This window comes from Pseudomonas sp. GGS8 (assembly GCF_024168645.1).
Lineage (GTDB): Bacteria > Pseudomonadota > Gammaproteobacteria > Pseudomonadales > Pseudomonadaceae > Aquipseudomonas.
In genome coordinates this window covers 3657119-3680758 of record NZ_JALJWF010000001.1, presented here as the reverse complement: position 1 = coordinate 3680758, position 23640 = coordinate 3657119, and the positions used below count along the sequence as shown (strand labels likewise).

Below are 23640 nucleotides of genomic sequence, written 5' to 3'. Positions count from 1 at the left end.
CATTTTCGGATTGGGCAATACCTTATGGAAAGCAACAACGACTGGCGCCGTCGCCTCTACGTCATAATTTTCCAGAGCGACACAGTGGCCGGTCGGCGCTTCGACAGCACCTTGCTGCTGATCATCCTCGCCAGCCTGGTGATCGTGATTCTCGACAGCATCGACAGCGTTCACCAGAACTACGCCGACGTGCTGGCGTACATCGAGTGGGGCTTCACCATCATTTTCGCCGTCGAATACGGCCTGCGCCTGTACTGCTCGCCCAAACCCTTGCGCTACGCCTTCAGCTTCTATGGGTTGGTGGATTTGCTGGCGATCGTGCCCGGCATTCTCGCGCTGTATTACAGCGATGCGCAGTACCTGCTGATCATCCGGATCATTCGGATGTTGCGGATTTTCCGCGTGCTCAAGCTCAGCCCGTATCTGAAACAAGCCAACTATTTGATGGCGGCGCTACGCGGTAGCAAGCAGAAGATCGTGGTGTTTTTGCTCAGCGTCAGCACCCTGGTGACGGTGTTCGGCACCTTGATGTACGTGATCGAAGGCCCGGAACACGGCTTCACCAGCATCCCCAAAGGCATCTATTGGGCTATCGTCACGCTGACCACCGTAGGCTTTGGCGACATCGTGCCGAAGACGCCGCTGGGTCAGGTGATTTCATCCCTGGTGATGATCACTGGTTACTCGATCATCGCCGTGCCGACGGGAATCTTCACTGCGGAACTGGCCAACGCCATGCGCGGCGAACAACTGCAACACGACTGCCCGGTCTGCAAGAAAAACAGCCACGAACATGGCGCGGCGTTCTGCTCCCGTTGTGGCAATGCGTTGTTCAAGAAACAGGAATAAGCAAAGTGTTTTTTAATCTTTAAACGACTATTAAAGCCCGGCTATAGTCGCTGGCAAATTTCCGACACTTTCCAAAGAACATGTTTGATAACACAAGGAATGCGCAGTGAAAAAACTCTTTGGCGCCTCACTTCTGGCCGCTGGCCTGGCCTTGAGCAGCGTGGCTCAGGCTGCACCGACCCTGCTGAATGTCTCCTACGACGTGATGCGAGATTTCTACAAGGACTACAACGCGGCCTTCCAGAAACACTGGCAAGCCGAGCACAACGAAAACATCACGCTGCAGATGTCCTTCGGCGGCTCCAGCAAACAAGCCCGTTCAGTGATCGATGGCCTGCCGGGCTGACGTCATCACCATGAACATGGCCACCGACATCAACGCCCTGGCGGACAACGGCAAACTGGTGCCGGACAACTGGGTCACACGCCTGCCGAACAACAGCGCGCCGTTCACCTCGGCCACCGTGTTCATCGTGCGCAAAGGCAACCCCAAAGCTCTGAAAGACTGGCCGGATCTGCTCAAGGACGGCGTGCAGGTGATCGTCCCCAACCCGAAAACCTCGGGCAACGGTCGCTACACCTACCTCTCGGCCTGGGGCTATGTGCTGAAAAACGGCGGTGACGAAAACAAGGCAAAAGCCTTCGTCGGCAAACTGTTCAAACAAGCACCGGTGCTGGATACCGGTGGCCGCGCCGCCACGACTACCTTCATGACCAACCAGATCGGCGATGTGCTGGTGACCTTCGAAAACGAAGCGGAAATGATTGCTCGCGAATTTGGTCGTGATCAGTTCGAAGTGATTTACCCGAGTGTTTCCGCTGAAGCCGAGCCGCCGGTGTCGGTGGTCGACAAAGTCGTCGAGAAGAAAGGCACTCGCGCCGCTGCCGAGGAATATCTGAAATACCTGTGGTCGCCGGAAGGTCAGGAGATTGCGGCTGCCAACTACCTGCGTCCACGTGATCCGGCGGTGTTGGCCAAGTACACCGATCGCTTCCCGAAAGTGGATTTCCTGTCGGTGGAGAAGACCTTCGGTGACTGGCGCACCGTGCAGAAGACCCACTTCAATGATGGTGGGGTTTTCGACCAGATTTACAGCGGTCAGTAATTCCTGAACTCAATCAAAAGGCGACCTGTGAAGGTCGCCTTTTTTGTGGGATACCGCTACATCGGCGGTGTCACGCCGTCCTTGCCGGCCGAAATGGATTGAGCAGTCAGTGTCCCATCGGCACTCTGGGTCACAAACGTCACGATCTTCACACCCGCTTTTAGCAAGCTGCGATCCCCCGGCACCAGATTGACGATCGGCACATCCTCCGGCACCAGAATTGTTTGTTGGCCGCCTTTATAGTTGACGGTCAGAACCCGGCCATTGCTGACCACCAGATCGCCTACGCTGCCATTGGTCATGCTGCTGCCCTTGACCAAATCAAAAGGCCGATGGCCGTCACCGCTGCCGGCCAGCTCCGGCGGGAAGACGTGGACTTCCAGCGCCTTGAGCGTGCCATCCTCCTGCGGCACGGCAGCCGAGCCGATGTAGCTGCCGGGCTTGATGTCTTCGATATTGGCCAGGCTGACGGCGCGGATTTTGGTGTCTTTGGTCAGGTTGATCACCACGTTTTCGCCGCTATTGACGTGGACTTTCATAACGTCGGCGCTGATGCCGGTAATCTCTCCGCGCACACCGATACGCATGCCCGGCGGCACATCGGCGGCCTGAACAAGACCTACCGTAAACAAGCTGATCAGGGTAACAACTGAAGCCCCGCGGGTCAGGTGACGGAACATCGCATTCATGTTGAAGTGCCTTCCGGTTTATGGAACGAAAGAGAACATAAGCACGCTATCGAAGAAGAGTGAATGTATCATCGGATCCCGCTGGTCGGGCACAGATTCATCCGCAGACCGTTCACACCTGCGCCGCTCATTGCGCAAAGGAATGATTACTATCACTCCAAACCCTCTTCCGCCGCTCTAGCCAGCCCATTAGCCTCTGCTCAATTTCTCTTGTTCAGCGAGCCCACGTTATGAATTCAGCGACTCAGGTGCCCCACGGTGCCGCGACAATGACCCGAGGGATGGTGCTGCTCTTTGCCTTCTGCTGTGGCGCGATCGTCGCCAACATCTACTACGCCCAGCCGATCATCGGCCTGATCGCGCCGGACATCGGCCTGACCGACACCATGGCCAGCCTGATCGTTTCGCTGACGCAAATTGGTTACGCGCTCGGCCTGTTCTTCCTGGTGCCACTGGGTGATCTGCTGGAAAACCGCCGCTTGATGATCATCACCACCGTGGTGGCGATTGCCAGTCTGCTGGGCGCAGCGTTCACCGATCAGCCAAACGTTTTTCTGCTGGTCTCGTTGTTGGTGGGGTTCAGTTCGGTGTCGGTGCAGATCCTGATTCCGCTGGCCGCCCACCTGACGCCGGAAGCGTCGCGCGGCCGCGTGGTCGGCGGAATCATGGGCGGTCTGCTGCTGGGGATTCTGCTGGCACGGCCGGTGTCCAGCGTAGTGGCGGACCACTTCGGCTGGCGCGCGATGTTCGTCATCGCCTCGGTGTTGATGGCGGCGATCAGCGTCGTCCTGGCCCTGACGGTGCCCAAGCGCCAGCCTGATCACAGCGCCTCTTATGGCCAGTTACTGGGCTCACTCTGGACACTGCTGCGCCAGCAACCGGTGTTGCGTCAGCGGGCGTTTTATCAGGGTTGCATGTTCGCCACGTTCAGCCTGTTCTGGACCGCCGTGCCGCTGGAACTGGCGCGCAATCATGGCTTGTCGCAAACCCAGATCGCGATCTTCGCCCTGGTGGGAGCCATCGGCGCGATTGCCGCGCCCATCGCCGGTCGACTGGCCGATGCCGGCCACACCCGCCTCGCCTCACTACTGGCGATGCTGTTCGCCAGCCTGAGCTTCCTGCCGGCCTTCATCCACCCGGCCTACAGTGTCATCGGCCTGGCCGTGACGGGCGTGGTGCTGGATTTCTGCGTGCAAATGAACATGGTCCTCGGCCAGCGCGCCGTCTACACCCTCGACGCCAAGAGCCGCGGCCGTCTGAATGCGCTGTACATGACCAGCATCTTCATCGGCGGCGCGTTCGGCTCATCGGTGGCCAGTGCGGTGTACGAACACGGTGGCTGGTTGTGGATCGTGATTGTCGGTAGCGTGTTTCCGTTGCTGGCGTTGTTGCGGTTTTTGAGTGTGTCGGAGAAGCCGGCACTGGCGGCGGTGCAACAACGTTAGAAGCATCGTGAACAAACGTAAGCCCCTGTGTGAGCGGGCTTGCCCGCGAAAGCGCCAAGTCAGTCGACATCTCTGCCAAATGTCACACCGCCTTCACGAGCAAGCCCACACACCCGATTTCCAGCACTAACGCGACTTGCATAAGGAGCTGAAAAGCCGGTCGTTTCGTTTATTGCGATTTTCGTTTGATTCGAATAGCCTTCCAATATCGATTATTCAGAATATTGGAAAGCATCATGTCACCAGTTATCCATCCCCCCCTCAACCTGCCCATGGAGCGTGAGGTCCAGGCCGCTATCGAAGGTCAGCGCGCCTTGGCTGCCTACCTCGCCACCCAATTCGAAACTCAGCACATCCAGATTTTCGATGAGCAGAATGAAGCACACAGCGTCGAACTTCCCACCTCAGCGCTTCGGTTGCTTGTCGACATCTTGGCAGAGCTCGCTGCAGGCAACGCCGTCAAAGTGGTCCCGGTTCACGCTGAACTGACCACCCAGGAAGCGGCGGACTTGCTCAATGTCTCACGCCCGCACCTGATCAAACTGCTGGAGTCCGGTGAGTTGTCCTACCACAAAACCGGCAAGCACCGACGTGTGCGCTTTGCCGATTTGATGGACTATAAAACCCGGCGCGACATAGCCAGCGAGCAAGCAATGACGCTTCTCGCCGAGCAGGCACAAGCGTTAAGGACAGGATACGAGTGAGGCACTCCTCTTTTACCGCTGTATATGACGCATGTGTTTTGTACCCCGCGCCCTTGAGAGATTTTCTGATGTGGCTCGCGCTCTCCGGGCGTTTCAGGGCGCGATGGTCACTGGAGATACATAACGAATGGAAGCGCAATCTGCTGAAAAACCGTCCAGACCTGACAAGAGAGCAATTGGATCGCACGTCCGACTTGATGGATCAGGCCATACCCGATGCTTGCGTATACGGTTACGAAAAGCTGATCGAAGGGCTAACACTGCCTGATGTCGATGACCGACATGTTCTGGCTGCTGCTATACGCTGCAATGCCAGTGTCATCGTGACCTTTAACCAGAAAGATTTTCCGGATGAAACACTGGGACCTTTTGGCATCGAAGCCCAGCATCCTGACGAGTTCGTCGATAACCTCTTTGATCTGGACCCGGCAGCAGTTGTCGCGGCAGCACAACGGCAACGCAAACAGCTAAAGATGCCGCCGATGGATGTCAGCACTTATCTCGAACTGCTGTTGCGTCAAGGCCTGACTCGGTCGAGCAAGGCGTTGACCCACTATCAGGCCATTCTTTAATCGCCTTTCATAAACTCCAGAAAGCAAAACGGCGATCCTCAGATCGCCGTTTCCATTTACTGCCCGAATTGTCTGCCCAACCCACCCGGCACTCCATGGATATCCGTCTCTTCCCACGGCCCGTTCGGGCTGATCGAGCGGCTCCAGCCGTTGTTCCAGCGGTAATAGGTGCGCTGGCGGTAGAAGGTGTTGGTTTGATTGTCGAGGACGTAAACACCGAGTTTCGCATCCCAATGGCTGTTGCCGCCCGGTGGCGGAGCGAAGCTGGCGGAGGTGCGTGGCACCGGTTTGGACGGCTTGACCGGTTTGCTCGGTGTCGTCGTTGGAGCCGGTTTGGTGCTCGGCCCCGAAGGCGGTATTGGCGGCAGCCGTGTGGGCTCGGGCTGCTGGACCGCACACGCGCTTAGCCCCAAAACCATACTGAGGAGAGTGATACGGGCGATGGCGGTCATGGTGTTGTTTCCTGTTATTTATCCGGGCTGTCGATGGTCAGTTTTTGTGGCGCGGTGGTGCTGGTGGCCAAGGGTTGGCTACGACCGATCCACTCGCCGGCAGTCGGCTTGCCGGCGCGGGAGATGCGCGCAACTAGTTGGACTTCAGAGAAGTTCGACAGTTTCAACTGGGGCATCATTGCATCGGCATCGCCCAGCTCGACGGTTGCCGGCAAGTCGGCGACCGTCAGACGCTTGGCGGCCAGCGGTGCGGGCGGGCCGGAGATGGCGCGGGCGAAGATGAACACGCTGTCGCCGGGCTGGACCTTGGCTTTCAAGTCCGGAGCAAGATCGACATGCACCTTGAGCATTGCTGCAGCTTTGGCCGCAGGCGCCTGGGCAACCTTGCCGCCGCTGGCTTCAAGCTTCTCGGCGGCCCGAGCGATGCCGCCTTGCAGCGCAACACGGGATTGGTCATCCGGTGGCAGTTGCACCAGCAGGCGATTCCAGTAGTCAATGGCGTCCTGATAACGCTCGCCTTCAAAGGCCGCGATGCCCAGCAGACCGAGACTGGTGACTTCCTTCGGATCGGCTTTCAGCGCTTCGTCGGTCAGGCTCTGGACCTTGTCCGACCACTTTTTGCCATCGGCAAAGTATTGAGCCTGAGCCCACTGCCCGAGCAGTTCCGGCTGGCGACCGGCCAGGTTCACGGTGCGTTCGAAGATCTTCGCCGCATCGCCAGGGCGGTCCTGAGCCATGTAAGTACGGCCGAGGAAGTACAGACCTTCGGCCGAGTCCGGTTGGGCGGCCACCGCACGCTCCAGGCGACGGGTCATTTCTTCCATCGACTGCGGCGCCTGGGCGAACTCGCGGGTCAGCTCGACTTTGTCGCTGGCACCGAAATGCAGGTACAGCCCAAGGCCCAGCACCGGCACCAGAATCGCCGCCAGCAATGGCAATGGTTTGCCCAGACGCGACACTCGCGGTGCCTCGACGCCTTCGGTGTCGGCCAGCAGTTCACGGGCGGCTTCGGCGCGGCCGGCATCCATTTGTTCGGCGTTGAGTACGCCTTCTTCCTGCTGAGTCTGCAACTCAGCCACGCGCTCCTGATACAGCGCGACGTTGAGCGCCGTACGATCTTCTTCAAGCTGGGCGCGACGATCACGCAGAACGGGGATCAGCAAAAAACTCAGGGCTACCAGAAGCAGCAGACCTGCAGCGAGCCAGAAATCAATCATGCTTGGTTTTATCCAACAGGTGGTCGAGGCGCTCACGCTCATCTAAAGAAAGCCCGTCCGGGCTGTCGGCGCGTTGCACGCGACGACGGCGGACGATCACGGCAATGATCACAAAACCGCCCAGCAGCAGGCCGGCCGGGCCGAACCAGAGCAATGCGGTCTTGGCGTTGAGGGCAGGCTTGTAGCGGACGAAATCACCGTAGCGGTCGACCATGAAGTCGATGATCTGCTGGTTGTCCTTGCCCTCGCCGAGCATGCGGAAAATCTCTTTGCGCAGGTCGGCGGCGATCGGTGCGTTGGAATCGGCGATGTCCTGATTCTGGCACTTGGGGCAACGCAGCTCTTTGGTCAGCTCGCGAAAACGCTCGCGATCGCCCTCTTTGGCGAACTCATAAGTATCGATGGCCGCGTGGGCCACACCGGCCATGCTCAACCCCAGAACAACGGCGGCAATCCAGCGCTTCATGGCTTGGCCTCGTCGACCAGCGCCTGATACTTGGCCGCCAGTTTTTCGCGCCAGACTTGCTCGTCGATCACCCCGACGAATTTGTCGCGGATGATGCCCTTGGCGTCAATGAAGAAGGTTTCCGGTGCGCCGTACACGCCGAGGTTCAGGCCCAAGGTGCCTTCATCGTCACGGACGTCCAGTTGATACGGGTTATGGAACTCGGCCAGCCACTTCAAGGCGTCTGCATTGGTGTCCTTGTAGTTGATGCCGTAGATCACCACGCCCTTCTCGGCCAGTTTGTTCAACACCGGGTGCTCGACCCGGCAGGAAATGCACCAGGTGCCCCATACATTGACCAGTGCCGGTTTACCCAGAATGTCTGCTCTGGTCAGGTTTTTTTCGCCCTGTACCGAGGGCAGGGAAAACTCCGGGAATGGTTTGTCGATCATCGCCGAGGGCAACTCGGCCGGGTTCAGGTACAGCCCCCGATACAAGAAAACAGCAACCACCAGAAAAATCGCCAGCGGCAACAGCATCAACCAACGTCTCATGCGGTGGCTCCCGTCATGCCGAGCGCTTCACGCACGCGGCTTTTTACCTTGACTCGATAACGGCGATCCAGCGCCGCCAACAACCCGCCTACTCCTGTGAGCAGCCCACCGAACCAGATCCAGCGCACGAACGGTTTGACGTGCACGCGAACCGCCCAGGCGCCCTCGCCCAACGGCTCGCCCAGTGCGACGTACAGATCACGGGTGAAACCGGCGTCGATCCCCGCCTCGGTCATCATCGAGCTCTGCACGGTGTACAGGCGTTTTTCCGGGTGCAGCACGCTGACTTCCTTACCGTCGCGGATCACCCGGATGGTGCCCTTGTCGGAGGTGAAGTTCGGGCCTTCGAAGTGCTTGGCGCCTTCGAATACAAACTGATAACCGGCCAGGCTCATGGACTCACCCGGTGCCAGGCGCAGATCACGCTCGGCGCTGTTCTGGCTCGACAACACGACACCCAGCGCGCACACGGCAATGCCCAAATGCGCGATTTGCATGCCCCAATAGCTGCGAGTCAGGGTTGGCAGGCCTTTGATCAGGCCCTTGTGACGGGTCTTGTCGAGGATATCCCGCACACCGGCCAACAACACCCAGGCAGCCAGCATGAAGGTCGCCAACACCGCCCAGTTGAAATCGCCGTAAGCGACGCCCGCCACCACGGCCAGCGCAGCGCTGCCAAGCAACACCGGGGTCAGCATGCTCATCAGCCATTTGACCGGGGTGTCTTTCCAGCGCACCAGCATACCGACCGCCATCACCGCCATCAGTATCGCCATCAACGGAATGAACAGCGCGTTGAAGTACGGCGGGCCGACCGACAGTTTCGCGCCGGTCATCGCATCAAGGATCAGCGGGTACAAGGTGCCGAGCAGGATCATCGAAGCAGCCACCACCAGCACCAGGTTGTTGCCCAGCAGCAGGGTTTCCCGGGACCAGAGGTTGAAGCCGACATGGCTCTTGACCACCGGAGCGCGCAAGGCGAACAGCGTCAGCGAACCGCCGACCACAAACAGCAGGAAAATCAGGATGAACACGCCACGCGCAGGATCGGAGGCAAAGGCGTGAACCGAGGTCAGCACCCCGGAACGCACCAGGAAAGTCCCCAGCAGGCTCAACGAGAACGCGGCGATGGCCAACAACACGGTCCAGCTCTTGAACACGCCACGTTTTTCCGTGACCGCCAACGAGTGAATCAGCGCCGTGCCCACCAGCCAAGGCATGAAGGAGGCGTTTTCTACCGGATCCCAGAACCACCAGCCGCCCCAGCCGAGTTCGTAGTAGGCCCACCAGGAACCCAGCGTGATACCGATACCGAGAAAGGCCCAGGCAACGATGGTCCACGGACGTGACCAGCGCGCCCACGCCGCATCGAGACGACCGCCCAACAGCGCGGCGATGGCGAAGGCGAAGGCCACGGAGAAGCCGACATAACCCATGTACAGCATCGGCGGATGAACAATCAGGCCGATGTCTTGCAGCAGAGGATTAAGATCGCGCCCGTCCGCCGGCATCTGCGGCAGGATCCGGGTGAACGGGTTGGACGTCAGGATCAGAAACAGCAGGAAACCGGTGCTGATCATGCCCATCACCGCCAGCACCCGAGCCAGCATCACTTGCGGCAACTGCCGGGAGAATACCGATACCGCGAAGGTCCAGCCGCCGAGGATCAGCGCCCACAACAGTAACGAACCTTCGTGAGCGCCCCATACGGCGCTGAACTTGTAGTACCACGGCAGCGCGCTGTTGGAGTTGCTGGCCACATAAGCAACGGAGAAGTCGTCCGCCATGAACGCATAGGTCAGGCAACCGAAAGCAAACAGCAAAAAAGCGAACTGTCCCCATGCGGCCGGCCGGGCCAGGCTCATCCACAAGCGGTCGCCGCGCCAGGCACCGAGCAACGGCACCACGGCCTGCACCAGCGCGAAACACAGCGCCAGGATCATGGCCAGATGGCCGAGTTCGGGGATGAACAACCCTGAACTGAAAAGTGCGGAAGTCATCCGTTAGCCCTCCTTGGCTGGCGTAGGTGCCGACTGACCACTGTCTTTCAACGCCTTGGTCACTTCCGGCGGCATGTACTTCTCGTCGTGCTTGGCCAGCACTTCGTCGGCCACCACCACGCCGTCAGCGTTGAGCTTGCCGAGGGCAACGATACCCTGCCCTTCGCGGAACAGGTCCGGAAGGATGCCTCGGTAGCTGATGGTCACGGATTTGTTGAAGTCGGTGACGATGAATTTCACGTCCAGGGAGTCGCCGGAACGTTGCAGCGAACCTTTTTCGACCATGCCGCCTGCGCGGATGCGCGTGTCTTGTGGGGCTTCGCCATTGGCGATCTGGGTCGGGGTGTAAAACAGATTGATGTTCTGCTGCAGGGCACTCAGGGCCAGGCCGACGGCAGCGCCGACACCGACCAGGATCGCGAAAATGATGACAAGACGCTTTTTACGCAGCGGATTCACTGGTCGTTCTCCCGGCGCAGACGTCGCGCCTCTTGTTGCAGATACCGCTTGCGGGCCAGGATCGGCGCCGCCACGTTAAGGGCCAGCACCGCCAGGCTAATGCCATAGGCTGACCAGACATACAGGCCGTGATGGCCCATGGCGAGAAAGTCGCCGAATGACGCGAAACTCATCGAGCGGCCTCCAGACTGTTCTGCACTTCGGATTTCACCCAACTCGCCCGGGCTTCGCGCTTGAGCACTTCAAGGCGCATGCGCAGCAACAGCACCGCGCCGAAGAAACAGTAGAAACCCAGCACCGTCAGCAGCAGTGGCAGCCACATCTCGGCGGGCATCGCCGGTCTTTCGGTGAGGGTGAACGTCGCGCCCTGGTGCAGGGTGTTCCACCACTCCACCGAGTATTTGATGATCGGGATGTTGATCACACCGACAATCGCCAGCACCGCGCAGGCCTTGGCCGCGCTGTCACGATTGCTGATGGCGTTGCCCAGCGCAATAAGACCGAAGTACAGAAACAGCAGAATCAACATGGACGTAAGTCGCGCATCCCAGACCCACCATGAACCCCAGGTCGGTTTGCCCCAGATCGCCCCGGTAACCAGCGCCACCGCGGTCATCCAGGCACCGACCGGCGCGGCGCATTGCAGGGCGACGTCGGCCAGCTTCATTTTCCACACCAGCCCGACAATGCCGCACACGGCCAGCATCACGTAGATCGACTGCGCCAGCATGGCGGCGGGAACGTGGATATAGATGATTCGAAAGCTATTGCCTTGCTGGTAGTCCGGCGGCGCGAAGGCCAAGCCCCAGACCACGCCAATGCCGATCAGCAGCAACGCCGCGACGCTCAGCCATGGCAGCCATTTGCCGCTGATGCCGTAAAACCATTTGGGCGAGCCGAGCTTATGAAACCAGGTCCAGTTCATTGCTGTTTCCATCACGGTTGCTGCTCGTTATCACGAAACAGCCAAAGGGTCGGCCTTTCTTCAAAAGAAGTGGTTAAAAAATAACCAGACCTCATTATTATTCGCCGACACTGATCTTCAGGCCAGCAGCTATTGCAAAAGGTGTCAGGGTTATCGCCAGGGCGGTCAGGCTACCAAGCCACAAGAGATAACCGGTCGCCGGCATGCCCTGCAAGGTCGCCTGCAAGGCGCCACTGCCGAGAATCAACACCGGGATGTACAGCGGCAGAATCAGCAGCGCCAGCAACAGGCCACCACGCTTCAATCCTACCGTCAGCGCCGCGCCCACCGCACCGAGCAGGCTCAACACTGGTGTACCGAGCAATAAAGAAAGCAGCAACACCGGCAGACAAGCGGCAGGCAAACCAAGCATCAGCGCCAGCAACGGCGCGAGCAAAACCAGTGCCAGGCCGGAAAAGGCCCAGTGTGCCAGCACTTTTGCCAGCACCAGAAGAGGCAGAGGGTGCGACGAAAGGACCCACTGTTCAAGGGACCCGTCTTCGAAATCACTGCGGAAAAGCCCATCCAGCGAGAGCAAAACCGATAAAAGCGCCGCCACCCAGACCAACCCCGGAGACAAGGTTTGCAACAATTGAGTCTCGGGACCGACCGCCAATGGGAACAAGGAAACGACGATGGCGAAAAATACCAACGGGTTCGCCAATTCGGCAGGACGGCGGAACAGCAAACGGGCCTCACGGGCGACCAACAGGCCGAAAACACTCATACGGCCCAGTTCCCCAAATCAATGTCGCGATAGCCGGCCGGCATCCGGCTCAGCGTGTGGTGAGTGGTCAGCACTACCATGCCGCCGCGCTCACAGTGTGCGGCCAGGTGTTCTTCGAGTTGCGCCACGCCTTGTTTGTCGAGCGCGGTGAACGGCTCGTCGAGAATCCACAGCGGCGGGCTGTCCAGGTACAACCGCGCCAACGCCACACGACGTTGCTGGCCGGCAGACAAGGTATGGCAGGGAACATCCTCGAAACCACGCAGCCCCACCGCCGCCAGCGCTTGCCAGATCGCCTCATGGGAGGCCGGTTGGTGCAAGGCACAGAGCCAACTGAGGTTTTCCTCGGGGGTCAACAAATCCTTGATCCCGGCGGCATGGCCGATCCACAGCAGGTTACGCGCCAGTTCGCTGCGTTGTTCGTTCAATGGCTGGCCGTTGAGCAACACTTGACCGGCGGTCGGGTGCATCAAGCCGCACAACAGACGTAACAGGCTGGTCTTGCCACTGCCGTTGGGGCCGCTGATCTGTAACATTTCGCCACTGGCCAGTCGCAATTCGAGATTTTCGAAGAGCAGCCGAAGGTCTCGCTCACAGGCAAGGGCAACGGTTTGCAGGACAGGACTGGTCAAGGGTTCACGGGCCTTATACGGTTCAAGTCGGCTCTGGCGCGGCCGTTAAAGAGATGCAGCATAGATGCAATGACGGCTTGTTCTAGAGAGCTGCGTCAATCAATTGCAATGTTTTCGCCACTCAGCGGAAGACGGGCGGCATTATACATGCCGTGTCTCACTCTCAAGAGTGCAATTTCCTCAGGTTGTGTCCGCGTATGACAGGCGAAATGAACATCCTCCCGCTCCCGCCAACCACCCCGGCGACTGCGCGTCCGTTGGTGATCAGCGGCGAGTTGCTCAATCTGCTGACGCCGATGGAGGGCCTGATCACGGCCGGTCAGACCGCCAAGGCCGAAGTGCTGTCGCTCAAGCAGGCGGATCAGACCTTTCAACTGTTGCTCAAGGTCACCCTCGACAGCGGCCGCCAGACCACGGTCCAGGCCACCAGCACTCAGCCGTTACCCCAAGGCACCAGCCTGTCGATCACCCAGCCGTCGGCGGGCAATCTGGCGGTCACGGTGCAACAGACCATCGCCTCCAACGTCGCCACCCTTACTCGTATCGACACGGCACAGCTGCCGGTCGGCACCCTGCTGCAAGGCAAAGTGCTGACCTCTCAAGTGATGCCGCAGGTGCCGGGTCAGCCGACGGCGTTTCGCTCGATGGTGAGCCTGCTCAACACCGCGCTGAGCGGCAGCACCTTGAGCATCGACAGCCCGACGCCGCTGCGCATCGGCACCTTGCTGAGCGCCTTGGTGCAAGACACCCAGACACTCAAATTCGTGCCGCTGAGCAGCCGTCAGGAACAGTTGGCGGTGACGCAACAATTGGTCAGCCAACAAAGTCGCCAGGGTTCTCTGGACGGCTTGATCAAAGTCCTGCAAAACCTGCCGCCATCGGATCAGACCTCCAGTGACCTGCGCGCCGCCGTGGACAAACTGCTCGCTGGCCTGCCGGACGCCCAACAATTGAGTACGCCCAAAGGCCTGGCCCAGGCGCTGGCCAATAGCGGCCTGTTTCTCGAAGCCAAATTACTGACCGGACAAAACCCGACGCTGACGCCAGACATGAAAGGCGACCTGCTCAAGCTGATCGCCCAGCTGACGCCGGGTCTGCCGACCAACACCAATCTCAATGCGATCATTGCCGCCAACACCCTGGTCCAGGCTATGCCGAGTTTCGTGCGCAATGCCCTCGGCCTGCTCGGGCAGGTCAGTGCCAAGCCATCGCCGACCAGTTTTCCGCTGCCCGAACGCCTGTTGCAAAGTCAGGACGGTGAAAACGATCTGGAGCATTTGCTGCGTCTGGCAGCGGCAGCCGTCTCGCGTCTGCAAAGCCATCAACTGTCGAGCCTGGAACAGACCGGCATCACCGACGACGGCCGGCTGCTCAGTACCTGGCAGCTGGAAATCCCCATGCGCAACTTGCAGGACATCGTGCCGTTGCAGGTCAAGTTCCAGCGCGAAGAAGCGCCCGAGCAAGAACACCCCCACGAACGCCGCGACGAGCGCGAGCCCAAGCAACAGTTGTGGCGCGTCGAGCTGGCATTCGACATGGAACCGTTGGGGCCGCTGCAGATTCAGGCCCAACTGATCAAGGGCAGCCTCTCCAGTCAGCTGTGGGCCGAACGGCCGTACACCGCAAGCCTGATCGAAAGCAATCTGGCCGGGCTGCGCGAACGCCTGCTGGCGTCAGGGCTGAACGTCGGCGATCTGGATTGCCACCTCGGCACACCGCCACAAGGCCCTCAAACTCGTCTCGAACAACGCTGGGTCGACGAAACCGCATGAACGAAACCACCGAACCGCGCCAGGCCATCGCCCTCAAATACGACGGCAGCCACGCCCCAACCCTCACCGCCAAAGGCGACGAAGAACTGGCTGAAGAAATCCTGCGGATCGCCCGGGATTATGAGGTGCCAATTTACGAGAACGCCGAGTTGGTGAAACTGCTGGCGCGGATGGAATTGGGAGAGAGTATTCCCGAGGAGTTGTACCGCACGATTGCCGAGATTATTGCGTTTGCGTGGAATTTGAAGGGCAAGTTTCCCGAGGGGCAGGATCCGCAAGCGCCGAGGGTCGAGAAGGATGTCACTGAACGCGGGGACGATTACTGAGGTTTCGAGGATGCCTTCGCGGGCAAGCCCGCTCCCACAGTGATTGGTGGTGTTCACACTATTTGTGTACGACACAGATCCTGTGGGAGCGGGCTTGCCCGCGATAGCGATCTAAATCACACCGCAAAAATCAGTTTCTGTGCAACTTGCTCATCATCCCCCCGCCTTCACGTTAGCGGACTTGAAAAAACGCAACAGCCTGAGGCTACGACCGACAATCAACCCATTTATAAGTCCGGCCCCTAATGCTGACCATGCCACCACCGGCACCTCATTGGACAGCTCCGGATGCATAGCCGCCTGGTAACCACAGTAGTAACGCCAGGCAAAGAAACACCAATACACAAGCAGTACCTTGACGGTGCCACCCAGCACCAGACTGTCCCCCTCGCGTTCCACGTTGTGGTACGAGTAAAAGCGCAATGCCAGCACCCACCCAGCCAACAAACCTAGTCCATATGCCGAGAGCGGGATTGCAGCGCCTTGGGAGAGTTTCAGCGACGCCAAGGAAATGGCAACGAATATCGCCGGTGTGATCTGCAAAGATCTTTTCGATTCATGATTCTTGAAGCAGGCAAGAACACCGCAACAAGTCAGGATAAAAAAGACCGCATAAACCCATAGCGGTGTACCACGCAGAATATCGAGCATAGGCCTCCTTGGCACCGTACATGTCTGGAACAAGCCTCGTTGTCCATCGGCGATGGAACATGGAATTGATGATCAAGCTACCGATGGCGAGGCGCGATCACAAGCCGGAGGAATCCGGAAAAACTATAGGCAGGGGACTACGGCAACGTAATCCCTATCTGAGGACGGATTATTCATTGGTGTTTAAACGCAATAGATCGCAGCCTTCGGCAGCTACAGGAATACGTACTCCCCTGTAGCTGCCGAAGACTGCGATCTATGATCTTTTGCTCTTCTCAGTTTCTGTGCAACTTGCTCATCAACTCCGCCTCAGCCTGGGTCAACCCGCAAGACTGAGTCAGCTCATCGACGCTGGCCCCCATCCCCACCAGACGCGCGGCCTGGGCGAATGAAAGGCTCGACGGATCACGCTGCTCCAACTGCGCCAGTTTGTCCGGCAACGGCCCGACCACCGCGCGCAACTCGTGCAGGTCTTCACCCATGCGCACATTGCCGCTCTGGTAGTCGTCGACGCGCTTGGCCAGGTCCTTGATGCGCTGATCGCGCAGCGCATCGCCCTGGGCCTGTTGTGCGGCGATCTGCCTTTGAGCGCGGATGTACGCCAGGAACATCACCAGCGTGCCTGCCCACAAGAGGAACAGGACAATGACAGCCACCTCAAGAATCAATCAGATACTCTCCAGTTCCGACCATTCTTCTTCGCTCATCATCTTGTCCAGCTCGACCAGGATCAGCAATTCGTTGTTCTTGTTGCACACGCCTTGAATGAACTTGGCGGACTCTTCGTTACCGACGTTCGGTGCGGTCTCGATTTCCGACTGACGCAGGTAAACCACTTCTGCCACGCTGTCGACCATGATCCCGACCACTTGCTTGTCGGCTTCGATGATGACGATGCGAGTGTTGTCGCTGACGTCGACCGTGCCCAGCCCGAAACGCTGGCGGGTGTCGATCACAGTGACCACGTTGCCGCGCAGGTTGATGATGCCCAGCACGTAGCTCGGGGCACCCGGCACCGGAGCGATTTCGGTGTAGCGCAGGACTTCCTGAACGCGCATCACGTTGATGCCGTAGGTTTCATTGTCCAGCTTGAAGGTGACCCATTGCAGGATCGGATCTTCGGAACCTTTTGCCGCCGTCGCCTTGTCATTCATACCCTGACCCCTCGAAAAACCGCCCTAGCGGTGTGTATTCAGTGCACCGGCACTTGAATGCCGATGCGTGTTTTTTTATGTCGGTTTGTGGCTCGGCTTACTGCCGCTCATGTGCTTCGCCCCACCGCTGGCGATCAATTCGGCCAGTGCGGCAACATCGAGCAAGGCGCACATGTGTTCAATCACCGTGCCGGCAAGCCATGGCCGCTGCCCCCGGTGACTTCTCCATTTGATTTCATTCGGGTCCAGGCGCAACGAGCGGCTGACCTGATGCACTGCCAGCCCCCATTCGTAGCCCTGAACCGAAATAACGTATTGCAGGCCCTGGCGGAAATCGTCGCGGTAACGGTCCGGCATGACCCAGCGTGCGGTATCCAGCACTTTCAGGTTGCCGGCCTGGCTCGGCAGGATCCCGAGGAACCACTCCGGCTGACCGAACAACGGCGTCAGCTCGTGACCGGCCAGAGAATAAATCGAGCCCAGGCACACCAGCGGCACCGCCAGGGTCAACCCGGCGACGTCGAACAATAGGCATTCGAACGGTTCGGCCGCCCAGGCCGGACGACCGTCGGTTTCCACCGGAGGCGGTGTGTTGCTCGGCGGCAGATGAACTTCCACCACCGGCGGCACCAACGCTTGCAGCAACGGTGCAATCGTCAACACGGGCGCCAGAATCGGTGCCGGCGCTTCGATCACGGCCACCGGTGCTTTCACCACTGGCGCGACGATGGGGGCTGCGGCCACTGCGGGTGTCTGCGCATCGCGAGCCTGCTCTTCGAGCACCGCCGCCTGGAACTCGTCCAGAGCGGCTTCAGACTCCACAACCTCGGGCAGCACCTCGATTTCCGGCAGCAACTCTTCGGTTGCGTCCTGCAGCAAGCCGTCCAGATAGGACTGAAGAGCCAGTTGCGGACGCGAGGTGACTTTCACCGGCCGGGTCATGCGAATACCATCGTAGGAATCAGGCTCATCTCAAGCCACCTGCGGAACAAGTTGCTGGGCGAGCAGATGCTTGAGCAGTGCGCGGTAAGCGAGAACGCCACGGCTCTTGCCGTCGAATTGCGAAGGCGTCAACCCTGCCCGGCTCGCGTCACGCAAGCGGGTGTCGATCGGAATGTAGCCTTGCCAGATTTCTTCCGGGTACTTGTCGCGCAACACGCGAAGGGTCCCGAGAGAAGCCTGGGTGCGGCGGTCGAACAGGGTCGGCACGATGTTGAACGGCAGCGCTTGTTTGCGCGAGCGGTTGATCATCGCCAAGGTGTTGACCATGCGTTCCAGGCCTTTGACCGCCAGGTGCTCGGTCTGCACCGGAATCACCAACTGCTGGCTGGCCGCCAAGGCATTGACCATCAGCACGCCGAGCAACGGCGGGCTGTCGATCACGGCGTAATCGAAGTCCTGCCACAATTGCGCCAGGCTCTTGGCGATTACCAGGCCCAAACCACTCTGGCCCGGCGACTGGCGCTCAAGGGTGGCCAGCGCGGTGCTCGATGGCAACAGGGAAATGCGTTCGTCACTGGTGGGCATCAGCAACTGACCGGGCAAGCCTTGCGGCACGCTGCCCTTGTGCAGAAACAGGTCGTAGCTGCTGTGTTCCAGGCTGTCGGGGTCGTAACCGAAGTAACTGGTCATGGAGCCGTGGGGATCGAGATCGACCATAACCACGCGCTTGCCCGCCTCAGCCAGCAAACCGGCTAAAGCGATGGAGGAAGTGGTTTTACCGACACCACCCTTTTGATTGGCAACTGCCCAGACTCTCATTCGGATTGTTCCTCCCGGTCGAAAACGTCGACCGAGAAATAGCTCAACGTATTAATGCGGGTGACGGAGAATTGACGGCGCTCTCTCGTCCCGGCGACTTGACCGGGGTCGGTGCAGTTTGTGTGCCAGCCCGCTTCAACGCGGCATCCGGTTTCGCATTGGCGGTGCCGGTGCCGGTGAGGCTGCGGCGTACATCGAGATTGCGTGACACCACCAGCACCACGCGACGGTTGCGTGCGCGGCCTTCGGCGGTGGCGTTGTTGGCCACCGGCTGGAACTCGCCGTAACCCACCGACGCCAGTCGACCAGGGTTCACACCCTGCATCGCCAGCATGCGCACGATGCTTGCCGAACGGGCCGAGGACAGTTCCCAGTTAGTCGGGTATTGCGCGGTACGGATCGGTTGATCGTCGGTGAAGCCTTCGACGTGGATCGGGTTGTCGAAGGGCCGGAGGATCGCGGCGACCTTGTCGATGATGTTGAACGCAATGTCGCTGGGCATCGCGTCGCCGCTGCCGAACAACAGGCTGGAGTTGAGTTCGATCTCGACCCACAACTCGTTGCCGCGCACGGTCATCTGGTTGGAACTGATCAAGTCGCCGAACGCCGCGCTGATGTCATCGGCGATGCTTTTGAGCGGGTCGCTGGCACCGGCAATGCCGGCGTCGACCTGCTCGCTGTCCTTGACCAGCGGCTTGGCCGGGGTCACGGTCAGCGGTCGCTCTTCGCCGATGGGGATCGGCTTGAGGGCGCGGTCAGAGTCGGTAAACACCCCGATCAACGCCTCGGAAATGATCTTGTACTTACCTTCGTTGATCGACGAGATCGAGTACATCACCACGAAGAACGCGAACAGCAAGGTGATGAAGTCGGCGTAGGAGACGAGCCAACGTTCATGGTTCACATGTTCTTCAGGTTGCCTGCGACGTGCCATGGTCCATGTCTCCCATCAATCCATGAAGCCCTGAAGCTTCAACTCAATAGAGCGAGGGTTTTCACCTTCGGCGATCGACAGGATCCCTTCCAGCAACATTTCGCGATAGCGTGACTGCCGCAACGCGATGGACTTGAGCTTGGCGGCAATCGGCAGCAGCACCAGGTTGGCACTGGCCACGCCGTAGATGGTGGCGACGAAGGCAACGGCAATGCCGCTGCCCAGTTGCGATGGGTCGGCCAGGTTGCCCATGACGTGGATCAGGCCCATCACCGCACCGATGATACCGATGGTCGGCGCGTAGCCGCCCATGCTTTCAAAGACTTTGGCGGCTTCGATGTCGCGGCTTTCCTGAGTGTAGAAATCCACTTCCAGAATGCTGCGAATCGCTTCCGGCTCGGCACCGTCGACCAGCAGTTGCAGGCCTTTGCGCGAGTAACTGTCGGGTTCGGCGTCGGCCACTCCTTCCAGCCCGAGCAAACCTTCCTTGCGGGCGGTCAGGCTCCAGTTCACCACGCGATCGATGCCGCCGGCCAGGTCCACACGAGGCGGAAACAGAATCCAGGCAAGAATCTGGATGGCGCGCTTAAAGGCACTCATCGGCGATTGCAGCAGCGCGGCACCGATGGTGCCACCGAGCACGATCAACGCCGCCGGGCCGTTGGCCAGCGCGCCGAGGTGACCGCCTTCAAGGTAGTTGCCGCCGATGATGGCGACGAACGCCATGATGATCCCGATAAGGCTGAGCACATCCATCAGATGCAAGCCTCGACCAGATGCCGACCGATGTCGTCGAGGCTATAGACCGCGTCCGCGAGTTCGGCTTTGACGATGGCCATCGGCATGCCGTAGATCACGCAGCTGGCTTCATCCTGGGCCCAGATCGCACTGCCGCCCTGCTTGAGCAGACGCGCGCCTTCACGGCCGTCGGCGCCCATGCCGGTCAAGACCACCGCCAGAACTTTGTCGCCGTAGGACTTGGCGGCGGAACCGAAGGTGATGTCCACGCACGGCTTGTAGTTCAGACGCTCGTCGCCCGGCAGGATTTTCACCGCACCACGGCCGTCGATCATCATCTGCTTGCCACCCGGTGCCAGCAACGCCAAACCCGGACGCAGGATGTCGCCATCCTCGGCTTCCTTGACGCTGATGCGGCACAGCTTGTCCAGACGCTCGGCGAAGGCCTTGGTGAAGGCTGCCGGCATGTGCTGGATCAACACGATGGGGGCCGGGAAGTTGGCCGGCAACTGTGTCAGCACCCGTTGCAGCGCAACCGGGCCGCCGGTGGAGGTGCCGATGGCGACCAGCTTGTAGGCTTTGCGTTTCGGCGCAGGAGACGACGGAGTCGCAGCCTGGGGACGCGCCGCAATCGGTGCCGGTGCCGGACGCGCAGGCGCGCTGCTGCCGTAGCTGCCGATGCTCGAAGGCGCAGGCGTCGGGGCTGGCGCGGCGACCGGTGCCGGAGGGGTGTAGGCACTGACGCGACGGTTACTGCGCGAGATGCTGAGAATCTTCTCGCACAGCAATTGTTTGACCTTCTCCGGGTTACGGGAGATGTCTTCGAAATTCTTCGGCAGGAAGTCCACTGCGCCGGCGTCCAGCGCGTCGAGAGTGACCCGGGCGCCTTCGTGGGTCAGCGAGGAGAACATCAACACCGGGGTCGGACAGCGCTGCATGATGTGCCGCACCGCCGTGATGCCATCCATCATCGGCATCTCGTAGTCCATGGTGATCACGTCTGGCTTGAGGGCCAGGGCCTGATCGATCGCCTCTTTTCCGTTGGTCGCCGTACCGACGACCTGGATATTTGTATCCGCTGCAAGAATTTCCGAGACGCGGCGGCGGAAAAACCCCGAATCGTCCACCACCAGGACTTTGACTGCCATAAACACTCCGTTAGACGGGGCGAGGCTCTGGCGCCCCGCTCCCCCAGAATCAAATACGCCGTGCGGCGTAACGCTTGAGCATGCTCGGAACATCGAGAATCAGTGCAATGCGGCCGTCACCGGTGATGGTGGCGCCGGACATGCCCGGGGTTCCCTGGAGCATTTTGCCCAATGGCTTGATGACCACTTCTTCCTGGCCCACCAACTGATCGACGACGAAGCCGATCCGTTGAGTACCCACCGAAAGGATCACCACATGGCCCTCGCGCTGCTCTTCATGAGCGGCGGAGCTGACCAGCCAGCGCTTGAGGTAGAACAAGGGCAGCGCCTTGTCCCGCACGATCACCACTTCCTGGCCGTCCACCACGTTGGTGCGCGACAGGTCGAGGTGGAAGATCTCGTTGACGTTCACCAGCGGGAACGCGAACGCCTGGTTGCCGAGCATGACCATCAGCGTCGGCATGATCGCCAGGGTCAACGGGACCTTGATGACGATCTTCGAGCCTTTGCCCTTGGTCGAGTAGATATTGATGGTGCCGTTGAGCTGGGCGATCTTGGTTTTCACCACGTCCATGCCCACGCCACGACCGGACACGTCGGAGATCTCGGTTTTGGTCGAGAAGCCCGGCGCGAAGATCAGGTTGAAGCAATCGGACTCGCTGAGACGGTCCGCCGCATCCTTGTCCATCAAACCTTTTTTCACGGCGATGCCGCGCAGAACATCGGCATCCATGCCCTTGCCGTCATCGGAGATGGACAGCAGGATGTGGTCGCCTTCCTGTTCAGCGGACAGGATCACTTTGCCGCTGCGAGGCTTGCCCATCGCTTCGCGATCAGCCGGCTCTTCGATACCGTGGTCGACCGAGTTGCGCACCAAGTGGACCAACGGGTCGGCCAGGGCCTCGACGAGGTTCTTGTCGAGGTCGGTTTCTTCGCCGACCAACTCCAGGTTGATCTCTTTCTTGAGCTGGCGAGCCAAGTCGCGAACCAGACGCGGGAAGCGCCCGAAGACTTTCTTGATCGGTTGCATCCGGGTCTTCATGACCGCGGTTTGCAGGTCGGCCGTGACCACGTCGAGGTTCGACACGGCCTTGGACATGGCTTCGTCGCCGCTGTTGAGGCCCAGACGAACCAAGCGGTTACGCACCAGTACCAGCTCGCCGACCATGTTCATGATTTCGTCGAGACGCGCGGTGTCGACCCGCACGGTGGTCTCGGCTTCGCTGGTTGGCTTTTCCGCGGGCGGTGCGGCCGGGGCACGAGCAGCAGCCGGTGCCGGGGCAGCAGCAGGTTTTGGCGCTTCGGCTTTGGGCTCGGGCGCTTTGGCAACAGGGGCTGGCGCCGCAGCCTTGGCCACTGGAGCCGGCGCTGCAACAACAGCAGAGGCAGAAGCCGTGCCCACTTCAGTGAACTTGCCCTTGCCGTGCAATTCGTCGAGCAGCGATTCGAATTCGTGATCGGAGATCAGATCGCTACCGGCCACAGCGGCGGTTGGCGCAGCCGGGGCTGGGGCCGAAGCGATTGCCGACTCAAGCGCATCGACCGCAAAGTTGCCTTTGCCGTGCAACTGGTCGAGCAGTGCTTCGAACTCGTCATCGGTGATGTCGGAGCTGTCGCCTGCCGCTTTAGGGGCAGCCGGTGCAGCGGGCGCTGCGGCCACGGCATCGGCGGCGAACTGGCCTTTGCCGTGCAGTTGATCGAGCAACGACTCGAACTCGGCATCGGTGATTTCGTCACTGGCGGCCGCATCGGCGGCAGGCAGCGAAGCAGGCTGAGCAGCCGCTATGGGCGCCTCGGCCTGGGCCTTGACGGCGTTCAGCGAGTCCAGCAGTTGTTCGAATTCGTTATCGGTAATGTCGCCCGATTCGCTTTCAGCGACCGGTGCTTCAACCACTTCAGCGACCGGCGCCGGTGCGGCTTCCATTTGCGGCTCGGCCAGACGGGCCAGCGCCGCGAGTAATTCAGGCGTGGCAGCCGTGATCGGGCTGCGTTCACGGACTTCGCTGAACATGCTGTTCACCGCGTCCAGCGCTTCGAGAACCACGTCCATCAGTTCCGAGTCGACGCGACGCTCACCCTTGCGCAGGATGTCGAACACGTTCTCGGCGATGTGACAGCACTCCACCAGCTCGTTGAGCTGGAGGAAGCCGGCGCCCCCTTTTACAGTGTGAAAACCGCGAAAAATTGCATTGAGCAAGTCCGCATCATCGGGTCGGCTTTCCAGCTCGACCAGCTGCTCGGACAGTTGCTCTAGAATCTCGCCGGCCTCAACCAGGAAATCCTGAAGGATCTCTTCATCGGCGCCGAAGCTCATTAAGGGGGTGCTCCTGAGGTCTAAAAA

General features: G+C 60.0%; 26 protein-coding genes and 1 pseudogene. 7 read left to right on the top strand and 20 right to left on the bottom strand.

What is annotated here, in order from left to right:
• Positions 1-24 precede the first annotated feature (24 nt).
• Both J3D54_RS16660 and J3D54_RS16655 read left to right on the top strand, forming a co-directional pair.
• Positions 25-849, top strand: coding sequence for an ion transporter (locus J3D54_RS16660; RefSeq protein WP_253420253.1), 825 nt, complete (start codon positions 25-27; stop codon positions 847-849).
• Between the two features lie 106 nt (positions 850-955).
• Positions 956-1955 (top strand): annotated as a pseudogene (locus tag J3D54_RS16655) (sulfate ABC transporter substrate-binding protein).
• 56 nt (positions 1956-2011) lie between these two features.
• On the opposite strand, the gene J3D54_RS16650 reads toward J3D54_RS16655, so the two are convergent.
• On the bottom strand, positions 2012-2644 hold the full coding sequence (locus tag J3D54_RS16650) for a hypothetical protein (protein ID WP_253420250.1): 633 nt from the start codon (positions 2642-2644) through the stop codon (positions 2012-2014).
• Between the two features lie 230 nt (positions 2645-2874).
• Between J3D54_RS16650 and J3D54_RS16645 the strand changes: the two genes are divergently transcribed.
• The 3 genes from J3D54_RS16645 to J3D54_RS16635 all read left to right on the top strand — a co-directional run bounded on the left by J3D54_RS16645 (position 2875) and on the right by J3D54_RS16635 (position 5365).
• Positions 2875-4089, top strand: coding sequence for an MFS transporter (locus J3D54_RS16645; protein ID WP_253420247.1), 1215 nt, complete (start codon positions 2875-2877; stop codon positions 4087-4089).
• Positions 4090-4325: 236 nt separating this feature from the next.
• Positions 4326-4793 carry a helix-turn-helix domain-containing protein gene (locus J3D54_RS16640; protein WP_253420244.1) on the top strand — a complete coding sequence of 156 codons (468 nt, stop codon included), beginning with the start codon at positions 4326-4328 and terminating at the stop codon, positions 4791-4793.
• Entirely contained in the window at positions 4790-5365 is a 576-nt protein-coding gene (locus J3D54_RS16635) for a PIN domain-containing protein (RefSeq protein ID WP_253420241.1), read from the top strand. The genes J3D54_RS16640 and J3D54_RS16635 overlap by 4 nt, the downstream gene beginning before the upstream one ends.
• 56 nt (positions 5366-5421) lie before the next feature.
• On the opposite strand, the gene J3D54_RS16630 is transcribed toward J3D54_RS16635, so the two are convergent.
• From J3D54_RS16630 to ccmA, 10 genes are all read right to left on the bottom strand, one after another.
• On the bottom strand, positions 5422-5817 hold the full coding sequence (locus tag J3D54_RS16630) for a hypothetical protein (RefSeq protein WP_253420239.1): 396 nt from the start codon (positions 5815-5817) through the stop codon (positions 5422-5424).
• A 14-nt stretch (positions 5818-5831) separates the two neighbouring features.
• The gene (ccmI, locus tag J3D54_RS16625) at positions 5832-7034 is read right to left on the bottom strand and encodes a c-type cytochrome biogenesis protein CcmI (RefSeq protein ID WP_253420236.1); all 1203 of its coding nucleotides are present in this window, start codon (positions 7032-7034) and stop codon (positions 5832-5834) included.
• Positions 7027-7500: a cytochrome c-type biogenesis protein gene (locus J3D54_RS16620; RefSeq protein WP_253420233.1), complete on the bottom strand. Its 474-nt coding sequence runs from the start codon at positions 7498-7500 to the stop codon at positions 7027-7029. Before J3D54_RS16620 ends, ccmI begins: the two co-directional genes overlap by 8 nt.
• Positions 7497-8033: a DsbE family thiol:disulfide interchange protein gene (locus tag J3D54_RS16615; protein WP_253420230.1), complete on the bottom strand. Its 537-nt coding sequence runs from the start codon at positions 8031-8033 to the stop codon at positions 7497-7499. Before J3D54_RS16615 ends, J3D54_RS16620 begins: the two co-directional genes overlap by 4 nt.
• Entirely contained in the window at positions 8030-10033 is a 2004-nt protein-coding gene (locus J3D54_RS16610; protein ID WP_253420227.1) for a heme lyase CcmF/NrfE family subunit, read from the bottom strand. The genes J3D54_RS16615 and J3D54_RS16610 overlap by 4 nt, the downstream gene beginning before the upstream one ends.
• Positions 10034-10036: 3 nt before the next feature.
• The gene (gene ccmE / locus J3D54_RS16605) at positions 10037-10492 is read right to left on the bottom strand and encodes a cytochrome c maturation protein CcmE (RefSeq protein WP_105339825.1); all 456 of its coding nucleotides are present in this window, start codon (positions 10490-10492) and stop codon (positions 10037-10039) included.
• Positions 10489-10665 carry a heme exporter protein CcmD gene (gene ccmD, locus J3D54_RS16600; RefSeq protein WP_105339826.1) on the bottom strand — a complete coding sequence of 59 codons (177 nt, stop codon included), beginning with the start codon at positions 10663-10665 and terminating at the stop codon, positions 10489-10491. The genes ccmE and ccmD overlap by 4 nt, the downstream gene beginning before the upstream one ends.
• Positions 10662-11417: a heme ABC transporter permease gene (locus J3D54_RS16595; protein ID WP_253420211.1), complete on the bottom strand. Its 756-nt coding sequence runs from the start codon at positions 11415-11417 to the stop codon at positions 10662-10664. Before J3D54_RS16595 ends, ccmD begins: the two co-directional genes overlap by 4 nt.
• Positions 11418-11514: 97 nt before the next feature.
• A complete protein-coding gene (gene ccmB, locus J3D54_RS16590) occupies positions 11515-12183 on the bottom strand; it encodes a heme exporter protein CcmB (protein ID WP_253420209.1) in 669 nt (222 codons plus the stop codon).
• The gene (gene ccmA, locus J3D54_RS16585; protein ID WP_007939196.1) at positions 12180-12815 is read right to left on the bottom strand and encodes a cytochrome c biogenesis heme-transporting ATPase CcmA; all 636 of its coding nucleotides are present in this window, start codon (positions 12813-12815) and stop codon (positions 12180-12182) included. Before ccmA ends, ccmB begins: the two co-directional genes overlap by 4 nt.
• 197 nt (positions 12816-13012) lie before the next feature.
• On the opposite strand from ccmA, the gene J3D54_RS16580 reads away from it, so the two are divergent.
• Positions 13013-14587, top strand: coding sequence for a flagellar hook-length control protein FliK (locus tag J3D54_RS16580; protein ID WP_253420206.1), 1575 nt, complete (start codon positions 13013-13015; stop codon positions 14585-14587).
• Positions 14584-14913 (top strand): EscU/YscU/HrcU family type III secretion system export apparatus switch protein, encoded by a 330-nt coding sequence (locus J3D54_RS16575; RefSeq protein ID WP_253420203.1) that lies wholly within the window; start codon positions 14584-14586, stop codon positions 14911-14913. Before J3D54_RS16580 ends, J3D54_RS16575 begins: the two co-directional genes overlap by 4 nt.
• 153 nt (positions 14914-15066) lie before the next feature.
• Here J3D54_RS16575 and J3D54_RS16570 read toward each other — a convergent pair whose 3' ends face one another.
• From J3D54_RS16570 to J3D54_RS16530, 9 genes are all read right to left on the bottom strand, one after another.
• Positions 15067-15564 (bottom strand): hypothetical protein, encoded by a 498-nt coding sequence (locus J3D54_RS16570; protein ID WP_253420200.1) that lies wholly within the window; start codon positions 15562-15564, stop codon positions 15067-15069.
• A 275-nt stretch (positions 15565-15839) separates the two neighbouring features.
• A complete protein-coding gene (locus tag J3D54_RS16565; protein ID WP_253420197.1) occupies positions 15840-16232 on the bottom strand; it encodes a DUF2802 domain-containing protein in 393 nt (130 codons plus the stop codon).
• Positions 16233-16718: a chemotaxis protein CheW gene (locus J3D54_RS16560; RefSeq protein WP_007938663.1), complete on the bottom strand. Its 486-nt coding sequence runs from the start codon at positions 16716-16718 to the stop codon at positions 16233-16235.
• Between the two features lie 75 nt (positions 16719-16793).
• Positions 16794-17660 carry a CheW domain-containing protein gene (locus tag J3D54_RS16555; RefSeq protein WP_253420194.1) on the bottom strand — a complete coding sequence of 289 codons (867 nt, stop codon included), beginning with the start codon at positions 17658-17660 and terminating at the stop codon, positions 16794-16796.
• A 30-nt stretch (positions 17661-17690) separates the two neighbouring features.
• On the bottom strand, positions 17691-18479 hold the full coding sequence (locus J3D54_RS16550; RefSeq protein ID WP_253420191.1) for a ParA family protein: 789 nt from the start codon (positions 18477-18479) through the stop codon (positions 17691-17693).
• A 43-nt stretch (positions 18480-18522) separates the two neighbouring features.
• Entirely contained in the window at positions 18523-19413 is an 891-nt protein-coding gene (gene motD / locus J3D54_RS16545; RefSeq protein WP_253420178.1) for a flagellar motor protein MotD, read from the bottom strand.
• 15 nt (positions 19414-19428) lie between these two features.
• Positions 19429-20169 (bottom strand): flagellar motor protein, encoded by a 741-nt coding sequence (locus tag J3D54_RS16540; protein WP_253420176.1) that lies wholly within the window; start codon positions 20167-20169, stop codon positions 19429-19431.
• On the bottom strand, positions 20169-21299 hold the full coding sequence (locus J3D54_RS16535) for a chemotaxis response regulator protein-glutamate methylesterase (RefSeq protein ID WP_253420149.1): 1131 nt from the start codon (positions 21297-21299) through the stop codon (positions 20169-20171). Before J3D54_RS16535 ends, J3D54_RS16540 begins: the two co-directional genes overlap by 1 nt.
• 49 nt (positions 21300-21348) lie before the next feature.
• A complete protein-coding gene (locus tag J3D54_RS16530; protein ID WP_253420145.1) occupies positions 21349-23613 on the bottom strand; it encodes a chemotaxis protein CheA in 2265 nt (754 codons plus the stop codon).
• Positions 23614-23640: the final 27 nt, after the last annotated feature.

Coding starts and splice junctions, on each gene's coding strand:
- J3D54_RS16640 (WP_253420244.1), top strand. CDS start 4,326: ATGTCACCAGTTATCCATCCCCCCCTCAACCTGCCCATGGAGCGTGAG.
- J3D54_RS16620 (WP_253420233.1), bottom strand. CDS start 7,500: ATGAAGCGCTGGATTGCCGCCGTTGTTCTGGGGTTGAGCATGGCCGGT.
- J3D54_RS16610 (WP_253420227.1), bottom strand. CDS start 10,033: ATGACTTCCGCACTTTTCAGTTCAGGGTTGTTCATCCCCGAACTCGGC.
- J3D54_RS16650 (WP_253420250.1), bottom strand. CDS start 2,644: ATGAATGCGATGTTCCGTCACCTGACCCGCGGGGCTTCAGTTGTTACC.
- ccmB (WP_253420209.1), bottom strand. CDS start 12,183: ATGAGTGTTTTCGGCCTGTTGGTCGCCCGTGAGGCCCGTTTGCTGTTC.
- J3D54_RS16575 (WP_253420203.1), top strand. CDS start 14,584: ATGAACGAAACCACCGAACCGCGCCAGGCCATCGCCCTCAAATACGAC.
- motD (WP_253420178.1), bottom strand. CDS start 19,413: ATGGCACGTCGCAGGCAACCTGAAGAACATGTGAACCATGAACGTTGG.
- J3D54_RS16580 (WP_253420206.1), top strand. CDS start 13,013: ATGACAGGCGAAATGAACATCCTCCCGCTCCCGCCAACCACCCCGGCG.
- J3D54_RS16630 (WP_253420239.1), bottom strand. CDS start 5,817: ATGACCGCCATCGCCCGTATCACTCTCCTCAGTATGGTTTTGGGGCTA.
- J3D54_RS16645 (WP_253420247.1), top strand. CDS start 2,875: ATGAATTCAGCGACTCAGGTGCCCCACGGTGCCGCGACAATGACCCGA.
- ccmD (WP_105339826.1), bottom strand. CDS start 10,665: ATGAGTTTCGCGTCATTCGGCGACTTTCTCGCCATGGGCCATCACGGC.
- ccmI (WP_253420236.1), bottom strand. CDS start 7,034: ATGATTGATTTCTGGCTCGCTGCAGGTCTGCTGCTTCTGGTAGCCCTG.
- J3D54_RS16535 (WP_253420149.1), bottom strand. CDS start 21,299: ATGGCAGTCAAAGTCCTGGTGGTGGACGATTCGGGGTTTTTCCGCCGC.
- J3D54_RS16570 (WP_253420200.1), bottom strand. CDS start 15,564: ATGCTCGATATTCTGCGTGGTACACCGCTATGGGTTTATGCGGTCTTT.
- J3D54_RS16595 (WP_253420211.1), bottom strand. CDS start 11,417: ATGAACTGGACCTGGTTTCATAAGCTCGGCTCGCCCAAATGGTTTTAC.
- J3D54_RS16560 (WP_007938663.1), bottom strand. CDS start 16,718: ATGAATGACAAGGCGACGGCGGCAAAAGGTTCCGAAGATCCGATCCTG.
- J3D54_RS16540 (WP_253420176.1), bottom strand. CDS start 20,169: ATGGATGTGCTCAGCCTTATCGGGATCATCATGGCGTTCGTCGCCATC.
- J3D54_RS16660 (WP_253420253.1), top strand. CDS start 25: ATGGAAAGCAACAACGACTGGCGCCGTCGCCTCTACGTCATAATTTTC.
- J3D54_RS16530 (WP_253420145.1), bottom strand. CDS start 23,613: ATGAGCTTCGGCGCCGATGAAGAGATCCTTCAGGATTTCCTGGTTGAG.
- J3D54_RS16615 (WP_253420230.1), bottom strand. CDS start 8,033: ATGAGACGTTGGTTGATGCTGTTGCCGCTGGCGATTTTTCTGGTGGTT.
- J3D54_RS16550 (WP_253420191.1), bottom strand. CDS start 18,479: ATGAGAGTCTGGGCAGTTGCCAATCAAAAGGGTGGTGTCGGTAAAACC.
- J3D54_RS16555 (WP_253420194.1), bottom strand. CDS start 17,660: ATGACCCGGCCGGTGAAAGTCACCTCGCGTCCGCAACTGGCTCTTCAG.